Origin of the sequence: Paenibacillus sp. CECT 9249, from assembly GCF_918697855.1 — a bacterium.
Classification (GTDB): domain Bacteria; phylum Bacillota; class Bacilli; order Paenibacillales; family Paenibacillaceae; genus MSJ-34.
This window is the reverse complement of record NZ_CAKKLI010000010.1, coordinates 65,795-80,067: the sequence shown is the minus strand read 5'-3', so window position 1 is coordinate 80,067 and position 14,273 is coordinate 65,795. Positions and strand designations below refer to the sequence as shown.

The 14,273-nt window shown below is 51.7% G+C and carries 16 protein-coding genes; all 16 read left to right on the top strand.

Translation table 11 applies throughout. The annotated features are described in order from the left end of the window. The first annotated feature begins 14 nt into the window (after positions 1-14). The 16 genes from floA (at position 15) to glyS (ending at position 14,222) form a co-directional block, all read left to right on the top strand. Positions 15-1,016, top strand: coding sequence for a flotillin-like protein FloA (gene floA / locus LQ229_RS10395; protein ID WP_216536200.1), 1,002 nt, complete (start codon positions 15-17; stop codon positions 1,014-1,016). 8 nt (positions 1,017-1,024) lie between these two features. Further along, entirely contained in the window at positions 1,025-1,498 is a 474-nt protein-coding gene (locus tag LQ229_RS10390) for a hypothetical protein (protein ID WP_230191666.1), read from the top strand. 91 nt (positions 1,499-1,589) lie between these two features. Then, entirely contained in the window at positions 1,590-2,264 is a 675-nt protein-coding gene (locus LQ229_RS10385; RefSeq protein WP_230191665.1) for an endonuclease domain-containing protein, read from the top strand. 596 nt (positions 2,265-2,860) lie between these two features. Beyond that, positions 2,861-3,154: a sporulation protein YqfC gene (gene yqfC / locus LQ229_RS10380; RefSeq protein ID WP_216536203.1), complete on the top strand. Its 294-nt coding sequence runs from the start codon at positions 2,861-2,863 to the stop codon at positions 3,152-3,154. Then, positions 3,151-4,335 (top strand): sporulation protein YqfD, encoded by a 1,185-nt coding sequence (gene yqfD, locus LQ229_RS10375; RefSeq protein ID WP_216536204.1) that lies wholly within the window; start codon positions 3,151-3,153, stop codon positions 4,333-4,335. The genes yqfC and yqfD overlap by 4 nt, the downstream gene beginning before the upstream one ends. A 31-nt stretch (positions 4,336-4,366) precedes the next feature. Continuing rightward, complete coding sequence (locus LQ229_RS10370) at positions 4,367-5,335, top strand: PhoH family protein (protein WP_216536205.1); 969 nt, start codon at positions 4,367-4,369, stop codon at positions 5,333-5,335. A 63-nt stretch (positions 5,336-5,398) separates the two neighbouring features. Then, positions 5,399-7,597 (top strand): HDIG domain-containing metalloprotein, encoded by a 2,199-nt coding sequence (locus LQ229_RS10365; protein ID WP_216536357.1) that lies wholly within the window; start codon positions 5,399-5,401, stop codon positions 7,595-7,597. Further along, positions 7,594-8,091 carry an rRNA maturation RNase YbeY gene (gene ybeY / locus LQ229_RS10360; protein WP_216536206.1) on the top strand — a complete coding sequence of 166 codons (498 nt, stop codon included), beginning with the start codon at positions 7,594-7,596 and terminating at the stop codon, positions 8,089-8,091. The genes LQ229_RS10365 and ybeY overlap by 4 nt, the downstream gene beginning before the upstream one ends. Beyond that, positions 8,091-8,462: a diacylglycerol kinase family protein gene (locus LQ229_RS10355; protein ID WP_216536207.1), complete on the top strand. Its 372-nt coding sequence runs from the start codon at positions 8,091-8,093 to the stop codon at positions 8,460-8,462. The genes ybeY and LQ229_RS10355 overlap by 1 nt, the downstream gene beginning before the upstream one ends. Next, complete coding sequence (cdd, locus tag LQ229_RS10350; protein ID WP_216536358.1) at positions 8,462-8,875, top strand: cytidine deaminase; 414 nt, start codon at positions 8,462-8,464, stop codon at positions 8,873-8,875. The genes LQ229_RS10355 and cdd overlap by 1 nt, the downstream gene beginning before the upstream one ends. A gap of 23 nt (positions 8,876-8,898) precedes the next feature. After that, positions 8,899-9,804: a GTPase Era gene (gene era / locus LQ229_RS10345; RefSeq protein ID WP_230191664.1), complete on the top strand. Its 906-nt coding sequence runs from the start codon at positions 8,899-8,901 to the stop codon at positions 9,802-9,804. Positions 9,805-9,900: 96 nt separating this feature from the next. Next, positions 9,901-10,041, top strand: coding sequence for a YqzL family protein (locus tag LQ229_RS10340; protein ID WP_216536209.1), 141 nt, complete (start codon positions 9,901-9,903; stop codon positions 10,039-10,041). A 33-nt stretch (positions 10,042-10,074) separates the two neighbouring features. Next, positions 10,075-10,821 (top strand): DNA repair protein RecO, encoded by a 747-nt coding sequence (gene recO, locus LQ229_RS10335; protein ID WP_216536210.1) that lies wholly within the window; start codon positions 10,075-10,077, stop codon positions 10,819-10,821. Between the two features lie 95 nt (positions 10,822-10,916). Next, positions 10,917-11,042, top strand: a complete 126-nt coding sequence (locus tag LQ229_RS27100) for a hypothetical protein (RefSeq protein WP_290370024.1) — start codon at positions 10,917-10,919, stop codon at positions 11,040-11,042. Between the two features lie 221 nt (positions 11,043-11,263). Next, positions 11,264-12,151 carry a glycine--tRNA ligase subunit alpha gene (gene glyQ, locus LQ229_RS10330; RefSeq protein ID WP_230191685.1) on the top strand — a complete coding sequence of 296 codons (888 nt, stop codon included), beginning with the start codon at positions 11,264-11,266 and terminating at the stop codon, positions 12,149-12,151. Beyond that, on the top strand, positions 12,144-14,222 hold the full coding sequence (gene glyS / locus LQ229_RS10325; protein WP_230191663.1) for a glycine--tRNA ligase subunit beta: 2,079 nt from the start codon (positions 12,144-12,146) through the stop codon (positions 14,220-14,222). The genes glyQ and glyS overlap by 8 nt, the downstream gene beginning before the upstream one ends. Positions 14,223-14,273: the final 51 nt, after the last annotated feature.

Below are 14,273 nucleotides of genomic sequence, written 5' to 3'. Positions count from 1 at the left end.
AGGTATATGTTTGAATGGAGCCGTCAACGATTAGCTTTTTACTTATTGCCGCAGTAGTGATTATCGTTTTGTTCGTGTTTTTAAGCTTTTTCCCGATTATGCTGTGGATTTCGGCGCTTGCGTCCGGCGTGCGCATCGGTATCATTACGCTGGTGGCTATGCGTTTGCGCCGCGTTATTCCGAGCAGAATCGTCAATCCGATGATTAAGGCAACCAAGGCGGGACTTGGTTTATCGATCAACCAGTTGGAAAGCCACTTCCTCGCCGGAGGTAACGTCGACCGCGTCGTCAATGCGTTGATCGCCGCGCAGCGGGCCAATATTCCGCTAGAGTTCGAGCGGGCGGCAGCGATCGATTTGGCGGGCCGCGACGTATTGATGGCGGTGCAGATGAGCGTTAACCCGCGCGTCATCGAGACGCCGACGGTCGCCGCCGTCGCGAAGGACGGCATCGAAGTGAAGGTCAAGGCGCGCGTAACGGTACGCGCTAACATCGACCGCTTGGTCGGGGGCGCCGGGGAAGAAACGATTATCGCCCGCGTCGGCGAGGGAATCGTTACGACCGTCGGTTCCAGCGCATCGCATAAAGACGTATTGGAAAATCCGGATTTGATATCCCGCACCGTTCTCGATAAAGGGCTGGATGCCGGAACGGCGTTCGAAATTTTGTCGATCGATATCGCGGACGTCGACGTAGGCAAAAATATCGGAGCGAACTTGCAAACCGAGCAAGCGGAAGCGGATAAGCGAATCGCGCAAGCGAAGGCGGAGGAGCGCCGCGCGATGGCGGTGGCGCAGGAGCAGGAGATGAGAGCTCGCGTCGTCGAAATGAGAGCGCGAGTGGTCGAATCCGAATCCCAAGTGCCGATTGCGATGGCGGAAGCTTTGCGCACAGGCAAGATTGGCGTAATGGATTACATGAATTTGAAAAACATCGAAGCGGATACGCAAATGAGAGGTTCCTTGGGCAAAATGGGCGAATCGGGCCAAAACAACAGCACGAACGATGAAAGTTAGGCTACGCGATGGAAAAAATACTCGATTGGATCATTAGCAATCCGTACCTGTTCGTCGTGCTGATCGGCGCGCTGCTCGCATCGTTGTCGAAGAGCAACAAATCGAGAAAACCGACGAACCGTATGCCCACCTTTGGCGGAGACAACGGCCGTATGCAGGAGCCGGACCGGTCCGATGACGCAGGTCCCGGCGGAGAATCGGCGTTTCCCGATCGGTGGGAGAGGGAGCCGGAGGTGCGGCAGCAATCGGTTTTCCGCGACGAGAGACCGAGAGATTTGGAGACGGAGCGCCCTTCGATCTTGTCCCAACCGGTACGAACGTCCGGCCCTATTGCCGCGTTGTCTGACCATGAGGCAACTTCCGGGAGCGTCCGTCCATCCGACATCGCTCCGTCGTCCGAAGAATTGGCCAAAGGAGTGATATGGGCCGAAATTTTAGGCCCGCCTCGCGCCAAGCGCCCTTTCAATGCGAGAAGAAAGTGAGTTTATTTTATAACGTAAAGTGACGAAGAACGTCCTACCATCGTTTTTGATGGATTAGGGCGTTTTTTTATTGTAACGGAGGTGTTTATTTATGGATTTTGAAATTGCCCATGCCGCTTGGATTCGCTCCCATCTCGATCGGAGGGCGGGGGAACGGAAAGGAAGGCTGGAACGCGGACATCGCCATGGGAAACTATCGTTTCTGCTCCATGTATGGTGGCCCCTCGTCGGACATTTCGATCATTTGCATCCCGAATACGAAGTGCTGGATTGGCGGGGGAGGTCTTATTTCGCCGATTTCGCCTGGCTGCCGCATCATACGAAAATCATTTTCGAGATCAAAGGCTTCGGTCCCCATGTGCGCGATATGGATCGAAAGCGTTATTGCGACGAATTGAACCGGGAGACGTTCCTGCAAACGATGGGATTCCGCGTCATTTCCTTCTCTTACGACGATGTGGCGGATCGTCCCGAGCTATGCATGACGCTGCTGCGTATGCTGCTCTCGCGCTATCAAACCTTGCAAGCTTCCGACGTTCTCGCCGACCGCGCCGGCAAAGAAATCGTTTTGCTCGCATTCGAGCTGGCGCGTCCCATTCGCCCTAAGGATGTGGAGAACCATCTGGGAGTGGATCACCGGACAGCGGTCCGACATTTGGACGAGCTTTGCAAGAAAGGCTGGCTGAAGCCGCTTCCGAGCGGGAAAGGGCTGCGTATTTTCAATTACGGATTAGCCCGGACGAACTGGCAGGAGTGGGAGTGGTGACGGCGCGAGAGTACGACGAAGAGAAAGGCGTCGAAGGAAGGATGCGGATGTAGAAGAAGCGGTGAAGAGAAAAGCGTAGAAGGAGCTATGCTATGCGGATGTGGTAAACGAAGCGGGCGAAGCGGTGATTTAATGACTCGGTTGCAGGATCGCCATCGTCGCCGTTTATATCGGGAATCAATTGAGTAACTGCAAAAATCCAGTAATTTGGGTGTGAAAATCGTTTTTAGTACGCAGCAACTGCAAATATCCATCTAATTTTTTCATTTATGCGATTTTATTGTCATTTTGGCAGAAATAAATGGAAAATTGCAGTTACTCAGGCGAATTTCATCTAAATCGGCTTATGTAAATGGATTTTTGCAGTTACATCGGCGAGGGAACGGGGGATAAGCCGTTTTCGCGACGACGGCGACGGCAAACGAGCGGCAGCCGAGCAAAATTAGCACCTGAGCACCAACAACATGGAATGCCGTCAAGCGCCGCGGCTGCGGGCGAAGCTTCCGCCAAAACGACGAAAGCTTCATAAATCAAATACTCCAAGCATATTTTGTAAAGTACATAATGTATTGCTACAGGGGAGGTCTTACGCGAATATGCGCCGTATCGCTCGCAAATTACGGAAAATGACCGCAGAGCTGCTCGATTTGCCGCAAGACGTCGTCTTCGATTTGCCGCGGTTCACGATGATCGGCAACATGCAGCTGTATATCGAAAACCATCGCGGTGTGCGCCATTTTTCCAGCGAACAATTAAGGCTGACCCTGACTACCGGAGAAGTGGAAATCCAAGGGAGCGATCTGGTGATTCGCTCTATTCTTGCGGAAGAAGTGTTCGTTGAAGGCAAAATCACGAATATTCGATATTATGGAACGGGGGAAGCGAAATGAACTCACCGACATTGGCGAAATTTCGCGGTTATGTAACGATTGCCGTCCGCGGCGAAAATCTTGAAACTTTCGTCAACGAGGCAACGTTTAAACAAATAGAGATCTGGAATATCCGCCGCATTTCGGACCAAGCCGCTTCGATGAATGTACTGCTGCGCGATTTTTTTAAGTTGCGTCCGCTTTTAAAGCAGACAAGCTGTCGAATCCATGTAGAGGAGCGTGTCGGTTTTCCGTTTCTGTTGGACAAACTTGGCAAAAGGAAGGCTTTAATCGCAGGCGGGCTTCTTTTTATGGCCGGATTGTACTTGCTCTCCTCGCTTGTATGGGATATAGAGGTGAGCGGCAATGTCAACATTCCGAAGGAAGAAATTTTGCAAGCCGCGCGCGAGGAAGGCATCTATCCTTTCCAATGGACTTTTCGGCTGGATAGCCAGGAAACGCTTTCGAAATCGCTGGCGCGGCGTTTGCCCGATACGTCATGGGTCGGCGTGGAGAAAAAAGGGACGACCATCTCGATACAGATCGTGGAATCGACCAAGCCCGAGCGGCGACCGTTGCTCAATCCGCGTCATCTCGTATCCAAAGCGGATGCGGTCGTTACGCATATTTATGCCGAGCAAGGCCAAGCGGTAGTCGGCAAACATAGCCGCGTCAAAAAAGGAAGCGTGCTTATATCCGGAATTATCGGCGAAGCGGGCTATCAGCGGACGGTCGTAGCGAAAGGCAGCGTACGAGGGCTCGTATGGCATGAATACAATATTGCTTCCCCGCTCGTCCGCAAGCAAAAAACGTATACCGGCGAATGGCGGGAACGGAAGTATATCGTGGTCGGCAACCGTGCCGTGCAAATATCGGGATACGGCCAACTTCCTTTCGAGCAATTCGAGACGGTGGCCGAACGGGAACAAGCCCGGGTTGGCAACAGGACGCTTCCGTTCGGCATCATGACCGAAAAAATAATGGAGGTTCGGTACGTAGAGCAGCCGCTGAGCGAAGAGGAAGCGAAAAACGTCGGTCTGGAACTGGCAAGAGCCGATATATCGCGAAAAAACGGTGCGGATGCTAAAATAGAAGCGGAAAAAATTTTGCATCAAAAGACGGACAATGGTAAAGTTTATATGAACGTACTTTTTGAAGTGGAGCAGGCGATTGCGGAAGAGCTCCCGTTAGTTCAGGATTAATGACAATCATTGTTAAGGAGACTGAGGTTTTTTGTCAGAAACGAATACGGTAAAAATCCCGCTGCAAAGTCCGGCGGAAGGGCTTTCGCTTTTCGGCCCGCAGGACAAGTTTTTGCGTTTGATCGAAAGCCAGATCGAAGCGAAGATCGGTTCACGCGAAGAGGAAATCGTCATTCAAGGTCCGAAAATGCAAGTCGAATCGCTGCGCCAACTGTTCGAAGTGCTGCTGCAGTTAATTCGCAACGGCTATATTCTTACGGAAAGAGACGTTTTATACGCCTCGGATTTGGCGAAAGAGTTGAAAGCCGATCAATTATTGGATTTATTCAAAGGTGAAATTACGACAACGTTTCGCGGCAAGCCGATTCGTGTCAAAACGATCGGCCAGCGCCACTACGTTTCCACGATTCGCAAGAAAGACATCGTCTTCGGCATCGGTCCCGCGGGAACGGGGAAAACGTATTTGGCGGTCGTTCTTGCCGTCGCCGCTTTGAAGGAAGGCTCGGTCAAGCGGATTGTGCTGACGCGGCCGGCCGTGGAAGCAGGAGAGAATCTAGGCTTTCTTCCCGGCGATTTGCAGGAGAAGGTCGATCCGTATCTGCGCCCGCTGTACGACGCTCTGTACGACGTTATGGGGCCGGATCAAGTGGCGAAGGCGCTGGAGAGGGGCTTGATCGAAATTGCGCCGCTTGCCTATATGCGCGGCCGTACTCTGGACGATTCGTTTATCATTTTGGACGAAGCGCAAAATACGACGCCCGAGCAAATGAAAATGTTTTTGACTCGTTTAGGATTCGGTTCTAAAATGGTCATAACGGGCGACGTTACGCAAATCGATTTGCCCAAGGGCAAAAAATCGGGACTGGTCGAGGCGAGGACGATTCTTCACGAAATCGAAGAGATCGGATTCGTGCAATTTGCGGAGCAGGATGTTGTTCGACATTCTTTAGTACAGAAAATTATAGTCGCTTATGAGAAGGATTCCGAAAAACATGGATAGAGAGGGCTGTTCTCTATGTTCCAACACGACTCTCCCAAGAAGGGAAATACACTTCAATATCGGATGACAGGATGGAAGTATAGCGCGATGGCGCGCTTTCTTCTGTTTTTGTTTTTAACTTTAGTCTTTTACGTGAGTCTCGCCCCGAATTTGGTGCCGGAAAAATACGACATAAAAGTCGGAATGCCGAGCGATAAGCAAATATTGGCCCCGGCGCAAATTCCGAACAATAAAGCGACGCTGAAGGCGCAAGAAGAGGCGGCGGAACGAATTCAGCCGATTTATACGTTTGTCTCGCTGCGAAACGACAATTTGCTCGACACGATTATTACGCGTATTGAAACGTTAAATCAGGACGACTCCATTTCGTTTTCGGAAAAAGTGGAAATATATCGTAAAGATATTCCCGGAAGAGTCGAACAATTCATAACGAATTTCATTTCCGTAAACCGCAACAAATATCCGGACAAATTGCTGGATGAGATGCGGCAGAAAGTTACGGAGCAATCGTATCAAATTCCGGAAGAGACGTTTATTAAAATCGCCCGTTTAACGCAAGACGACATTTCGCAGTTAAAACCGGTGGCCATCGATATCGTTTCCAAGCTGATGAACGACCAAGTGCTGGATGCGCATACGGCGCGCTCGAAAGTGGCGGAAGCGGTTAATACAAGCTCGCTTACAAAGCGCGCGACGCGCGAGGTCGTTCAGGAGCTGGCGCGGTTCGTCATTACGGCGAACAAGTTCTACGACGAAGAGGCGACGAAGGAAGCGAAGGTTCAAGCGCGTGAGAATACGCCGCCCGTCTATATTAAGCAAGGCGACGTTCTCGTTCACAAAGGCGAAGTCATTACGCAGGAGACGTACGCGCTGTTGAACGAACTCGAGCTGCTGAAGAGCGATGTCAATTATTGGCCGCAGCTCGGCGTTACGCTAATGTCCGCTTTATTCTCGCTGGCGTTATATATGTATATCCGTTATACAAGCGCAGGAACAGTATTTAAATATCATAACGCGCAGTTGTTGATGCTCGTGCTGATTTTCTTGTTAAACATCGTAGCGATGCATATCGTCGGATTCGTGCAAACCGAGGAAGCGCCCTATATCGGCTATTTGGCTCCCGTCGCTATGGGAGTTATGCTTGTGACGCTGCTGCTCGACATGTCGCTGGCCTTTGTCTGCGCCATTATTTTCGGCATTTTGGCCAGCATCATTCTAAACGTTCAGCAAGGCGGCATTTTCGACTTCCAGTTCGGATTTGTCGCCGTCGTGGTCTGCTTCGCCTCCATCTTCGTCATTCATAAGGCGAGCCAGCGCTCGATGATTTTGAAGGCCGGAATTATGGCCTGCTTATTCGGCGCTTTGGCGGTCGTGACGCTGGTCATGCTGAACGGAGAACCTCTCGGCAAAATCGAGACGCTGTATGCGGCGGGCTATGCGTTCGTCAGCGGGCTGTTGACCGCTGTGCTGGTGCTCGGTCTCATGCCTTTCTTCGAGATTACGTTCGGCATTCTGTCGGCGCTCAAACTGGTCGAACTGGCCAACCCGAACCATCCGCTGCTGCGCAAGCTGCTGACGGAGACGCCGGGAACGTACCACCATAGCGTGATGGTCGGCAATTTGTCCGAAGCGGCGGCGGAGGCGATCGGAGCCGACGGATTGCTATGCCGCGTCGGGTCGTTCTATCACGATATCGGCAAGACGAAGCGGCCGAGCTATTTTATCGAAAATCAAACAAATATCGAAAATCCGCATGACTCGATCGAGCCGCAATTAAGCAAATCGATCATCGTCGCCCATCCTCGGGACGGCGTAGAGATGTTGAAGGATTACAAAATTCCGAAACCGATCCGCGACATTGCCGAACAGCATCATGGCACGACGTTTCTGAAATACTTTTACTATAAAGCGCTGAAACAGGCGGAAGAGCAAGGAATCGAGCCGGATTTCACGGAGGACGACTACCGCTATCCGGGCCCCAAGGCGCAATCGAAAGAAGCGGCGATCGTCGGCATTGCGGACTGCGTCGAGGCGGCGGTACGAAGCTTGCGCAACCCGACAGTGGACCAAATCGAGTCGATGATCAGCAAAATTATTAAAGACCGGCTGGAAGATCAACAATATAACGAATGCGATCTGACGATGAAAGAATTGGATGTCGTCGCCAAATCGTTGAAAGAAACCGTCATGGGAATTTTTCATTCCCGGATCGAATATCCGGAAGAAGTGAAGCTTAAGGCTAAAGGAGCCGATGAATCTTGAGTTTACAGTTGGAATGGAATAACGAACAAGAAGAAATGGATATACCGGATTCGTTGATCGAAAAGCTGCAAACCGCGCTGCAGCATGCAGCGGAAGCGGAAGGGATCGAAGAAGGGCTGGTCGATCTGACGTTCGTCGACGACGAGCAAATTCATCAACTGAATCGGGAATATCGCGGCATCGACCGCCCTACGGACGTGTTATCCTTTGCGATGAACGAATCGCTGGATGAGGAGCCGGACATTATTTACGAGGTCGAAAGCGAAGACGAGCTTGCGCCCTTGGGAGAGATGCTCGGCGATATCATCATTTCTGTGACGCGCGCCAAAGCGCAGAGCGAAGAATACGGGCATTCCATCGAACGGGAAATCGGCTTTTTGTTCGTACACGGTTTTTTGCATTTGCTCGGTTACGACCATCAAGACGAACAAAGCGAACGAACGATGATGGACAAGCAGGAAGCGGCTTTGGCGAAAGTCGGGCTGACCCGGTAATGTCTGGCCGCCGTTCCTGGTTTGATACGTTCAAAGTCGCGTTTCTCGGCATCGGATACGCATTCCGGCATGAGCGTAATATGAAAGTTCACGGCGCGGCGTCCGTCGCTGTCATTGCCGCCGCCGCCTATTTTCGCGTATCGGCGGTGGAATGGCTGTTCCTGCTGCTGGCAATCGCTCTCGTCATGACCGCGGAAATGATCAATACCGCCATCGAAAGAGCGGTCGATCTGCAGGTGCATGAGCCGCATCCGCTTGCCAAAGCGGCCAAAGACGTCGCTGCCGGCGCGGTATTGCTGACCGTGCTGTTCGCTGTCATTGCGGCGGGCGTCATTTTTACGAAACCGGTTATCTCTTTATTAGGAGGATGATGTACATGTTCGACGCGAAAAAATTGATGGAAGAAGCGGCGAAAGCGCGCAGCCGCGCTTACGTGCCCTATTCGAATTTTCAGGTGGGGGCCGCGCTCGTAGATGAAGACGGCAATATCCATTACGGCTGCAATATTGAAAATGCCGCTTACGGCCCTACAAACTGCGCGGAACGGACGGCTGTATTCCGCGCGATTGCGGACGGCCATCGCCCGGGAAGCTTCAAGGCGATCGCCGTCATCGGCGATACCGACGGGCCGATCGCGCCGTGCGGCGTATGCCGCCAAGTGATGGTCGAGCTATGCCCGAGAGATATGCCGGTCATTATGGGCAATCTGAAGGGAGATATCGTTCAAATGACGGTCGGCGAGTTGTTGCCCGGAGCATTTGACAAGACGAGCTTAAAAGGGTAGAACAGAGGAGGCAACTGCAGAACGTGCAACAATCAAAATCGTTTAGATCCGGTTTCGTCGCGATTATCGGGCGTCCGAACGTCGGCAAATCGACACTGATGAATCAAGTGATCGGACAGAAAATCGCGATTATGTCGGACAAGCCGCAAACGACGCGCAACAAAATCCATGGCGTCTATACGACGGAAACGTCGCAAATCGTCTTTTTGGATACGCCGGGCATTCATAAACGCCAATCGAAGCTTGGCGATTATATGAACCAGGTGGCTCTGAATACGCTGAACGAGGTCGAGGCGGTTCTCATGCTGGTCGATGTGGCGGAAGGACTCGGCGGAGGCGACCGGTTTATTATCGAACAGCTCAAAACCGTTTCCACCCCTGTTATTTTGGTGCTTAACAAAATCGATCAAGTCCATCCGGAGCAATTGCTGCCGGTTATCGATCAATATAAACAATTGCACGACTTTGCGGAAATCGTGCCGATCTCCGCATTGAACGGCAATAATGTGGGCGCTCTGCTGGAACAAATTACGAAATATTTGCCCGAAGGCCCGCAATACTACCCGGAGGATCAAGTAACGGATCATCCGGAGCAATTTGTTTGCGCCGAACTGATCCGCGAGAAAATTTTGCATTTGACCCGCGAAGAAGTGCCCCATTCCATCGCCGTTACGATCGAGGATATGCGGGTTCAGGATAATGGCGTCGTATACATTTCAGCGGTTATATTCGTGGAGCGCGATTCGCAGAAAGGAATCGTCATCGGGAAGCGGGGAGCGCTGCTGAAGGAAGTCGGCAAGCTTGCCCGGCAAGATATCGAAAATTTGCTAGGTTCGCGCATTTATCTTGAGTTGTGGGTCAAAGTGAAAAAGGATTGGCGCAACCAAGAACGCATTTTGAAAGATCTCGGTTTTCGGCACGACGAATAATCGTCATTCCAGTTATTGTGAGGGATAGGTTGCCTGAATTCGCACATCCTAACTATTGAATTCATTTCTCATGATCAATGGAAGGGATGAATACCTATGCGGGATTTTGTATGGAATTACTTTGCGAGAACGGGCGATGTCGATGCTTATATGCTGTACAAAGAAATGAACGGAAGAGACGATGCCGAATCATTAGAGAGCAATATGGAACAGGTACCCGATGAGACGGCAGAATGACCGGTATTTTATGGAGTTGATGGGGGAAGAGGCGTGCTATACAGGGTGGAAGGGATTGTCATCCGCAGCATGGACTACGGCGAAGGGAACAAAATCATTACGCTTTGCACAAAAACGAACGGAAAAGTAGGCGTGCTGGTCAGGGGAGCCAAAAAAGTAAAAAGCAGGCATGCGGCCATGACGCAATTGTTTACTTACGGAGAATATGTTTTTTTCAAAACAGGACAGCTCGGCACGTTGAATCAGGGTGAGATTTTCGAATCTCACCATCTTTTGCGTGAACAGCTTCATTTGGCCGCCTACGCTTCTTATGTCGCCGAATTGCTAGACCGAGGGCTGCAGGATACGGATGTCGGCAGCTTTTTATTCGAACAGCTCAAGGCATGTTTGGCCGCGTTGTCGGAAGGGAAAGATCCGCAAGTAACGGTGCATCTGTTCGAGATGAAAATATTGCAGGCGTCCGGATACGGTCCCGAGCTTCATTCATGCGTCAATTGCGGCCGGGAGGATCAGCCGTTTCTTTTAAGTCCGCGGCTCGGAGGAACGCTCTGCCTGTATTGCCGCGCGAAAGATCCCGCGGCGATTGCCGTTTCGGAAGGAACGCTCAAGCTGCTGCGCATATTTGAGAAGCTGGATCTTCGCAGATTGGGCAATATTAGCGTCAAAGAAGAGACGAAGACGCAGATGAAGCAATGCATGCGGGAACTGATGGATATGCATTTGGGCTTGCGTCTGAAATCGCGAAATTTTCTCGACCAAATGGATAAATACGATATTTGAATGCACCGGAAGGAAGCTTGCAATTTGATGTTGCTTTCTAGGCCGGGTAACGATATAATATATAAAGTTTTAAACCAATCAGGAATATACGTGGTATGGAGAAAGTAATCGATTATGTTTCGATGCAGCGAACGGGGATGGTGGGAGCCCGGACGAACCGATCGATGAAACGGCACTCCATTGCGACAGCCACAATGATGGAAAAAGAGGATCAAGCTTGAGACGGGGGTCGTTTTAAGCAGGTCAAGTAGGGTGGAACCGCGGGAACATATCTCTCGTCCCTACGTCTGTACGGCAGGCGTAGGGCGGGAGTTTTTTTGTCGTATAGAGGAGTTGACTTTTCGAACACTATTTGAACACGCTTATAAATATTTCCCGCAGCGTTTTTCAGGTAGGAAGGTTTATTTCAATTTCAAAAGTAAAGGAGCTGCGCAACGTGTCAATGAATTTTCAACAAATCATTTTGACGCTGCAACATTTTTGGGCGGAACAAAACTGTGTCATCGTACAGCCTTACGATGTCGAGAAAGGAGCGGGGACGCTCAATCCGATGACGTTCCTGCGATCGATCGGTCCCGAACCTTGGAATGTGGCTTATGTGGAGCCTTCGCGGAGACCGGCCGACGGGCGGTACGGCGAGAATCCGAACCGGCTGTACCAGCATCATCAGTTCCAAGTCATCATGAAACCTTCCCCGGACAATATCCAAGAAATGTACTTGGAAAGCTTGAAACGGCTCGGCATCGATCCGCTGCGGCACGATATTCGCTTTGTTGAGGATAACTGGGAGCATCCGGGGCTCGGAGCATGGGGACTCGGATGGGAAGTATGGCTTGACGGCATGGAAATTACGCAATTTACGTACTTCCAGCAGGTCGGAGGGATCGAGACGAATCCGGTCGCCGTTGAAATAACGTATGGATTGGAGCGCCTCGCCTCTTATATTCAGGAGAAAGAAAACGTATTTGATCTTGAATGGGTGGAAGGCGTCACGTATGGGGATGTATTCTTGCAAGCCGAATATGAGCATTCCAAGTATACGTTCGAGACGTCCGACGTGAAAAAGTTATTTGAATTGTTCAATACGTATGAAGAAGAAGCGAGAAAAACGATGGAGCAAAATCTTGTCTATCCGGCATACGACTATGTGCTGAAATGCTCGCATACGTTCAATTTGCTCGATGCGCGCGGAGCGATCAGCGTTACCGAACGAACGGGCTATATCGCGCGGGTCCGCAACATGGCGCGCCAAGTGGCGGCGACTTATTTGGCGGAGCGCGAAAAGCTCGGCTTCCCGATGCTGAAGAAAGGAGTGGAGCAGCATGGCTAAAGATTTATTGCTGGAACTCGGTATGGAGGAAATTCCGGCCCGCTTCATTCGCCAGGCGATGGAGCAGTTGAAGGAACGGACTGCGAAATGGCTGAACGATTCCCGTATCGAATTCGAACAAGTACAAGCCTATGCGGCGCCGCGGCGCATCGCGGTGTTGGTTGGCGGCGTGGCGGAGAAGCAGCAAGACGTGCAGGAAGAAGTAAAAGGCCCTTCCAAGAAAATCGCGCTGGACGAAAACGGCGGCTGGAGCAAAGCGGCGTTAGGCTTCGCGCGCAGCCAAGGCGTCGACCCGGAACAGTTTTACTTTAAAGAATTGGGCGGCGTTGAATATATCTACGCGAATAAGAGCAGTATCGGAACGGAAACGTTCTCGGCGCTGTCCGACGGTTTGATGCAGATCATAACGGCGATGAATTTTCCGAAAAATATGCGTTGGGGCGGATATGAATTCAAGTTCGTTCGTCCGATCCGCTGGATCGTTTCTTTATTCGGCGATCAGGTTGTGCCGATGGAAATTTGCGGCGTGCGCTCCGGCAACGTGACGCGCGGCCATCGTTTTTTGGGCGGCGAAACGGCTATCGCGCAGCCGTCCGAATATGTCGAGCGATTGCGCGAGCAGTTCGTGATCGCGGACGTCGAAGAACGCGAGCGGCTGATCGTCGGCCAAATTACGGCATTGTCCGAGGACAAGGGGTGGAAAATCGCCGTTAAGGACGATTTGCTTGAAGAAGTGCTATTCCTCGTCGAATACCCGACTGTATTGTTCGGTACGTTCGATCCTGCGTTCCTGCATATTCCGCAAGAGGTGCTTATTACTTCGATGCGCGAGCATCAAAGGTATTTCCCTGTGTTGGACGATGGCGGGAAGCTCTTGCCGTATTTCGTCACCGTACGTAACGGGGACGCGAAGTCGCTCGATCTTGTGGCGAAAGGGAACGAGAAGGTGCTGCGCGCCCGTCTGTCCGACGCGAAATTTTTCTATGAGGAAGATCAGAAATTGGCGATCGCCGACGCCTTGGCGAAGCTGGATTCGATCGTTTTCCATGAAGAATTGGGTACGATCGGCGATAAAGTGAGACGCATTCGCGCCATCGCGGATCGTCTGGCCGGAATGCTGCATGCGGATGAAGAGACGGCTCGCTACGTGTCGCGGACGGCGGATATTTGCAAGTTCGACCTTGTCACGCAAATGGTATACGAATTTCCGGAACTGCAAGGCGTCATGGGAGAAGATTACGCCCGCAAGGCCGGCGAACCGGAACAGGTCGCGCGCGCCATATTCGAGCATTATCAACCGCGTTTTGCCGCGGACGGCACGCCGGCGTCGCTCACAGGAGCCATCGTCAGCATCGGCGATAAAATCGATACGATTGTCGGTTGCTTCTCGCTCGGCATGATTCCGACCGGTTCGCAAGATCCGTACGCATTGCGCCGCCAAGCCGCAGGCATCGTGCAGATCATGTTGGATCGGAAAATGGCATGCCTGTTGTCCGAACTGTTCGAGCTGGCATTGCAAGTGCATGAAGCGAGCGGATTGCTGAAACGTTCCGCGGACGAAGTGCGTAAAGATTTATACGACTTCTTCGGCCTGCGGGTGAAGAACGTTCTATCCGACACGGTGCGCTATGATGTTGTCGACGCGGTCATGGCGGCAGGATTCGACGATATTGCGCAAACGGTATTGCGCGGACAGTACTTGATGCAAGCCGTAACGGGACAATCCGATTTTAAAACGATTGTGGATTCGTTCAATCGCGTGAACAATTTGGCCGCCAAATCTACCGGCGCGGCGGAGGCGAATCCGGCCTTGTTCGCACATGCGGCGGAGAAGCGGTTGTATGAAAAGGCGATCGATGTACGATCCCGTTACAAAGAGGCGCTGGCGGCAGGCGATATCGGGAAGGCGTTGGCCGAATTAAGCAGTTTGAAGCAACCGATCACCGAATATTTCGATCATGTCATGGTCATGGACGAGAACGAAGCGGTTCGCGCGAATCGTCTTGCAACATTGGCCGGCATTGCGGCCGATCTGCAAACTTTTGCCGATTTTTCCAAGCTCGTTTGGTAATGAAAGGGTCGGCGGCAATAACAAATCGTCGATTGCCGTCAATTCTTCGCT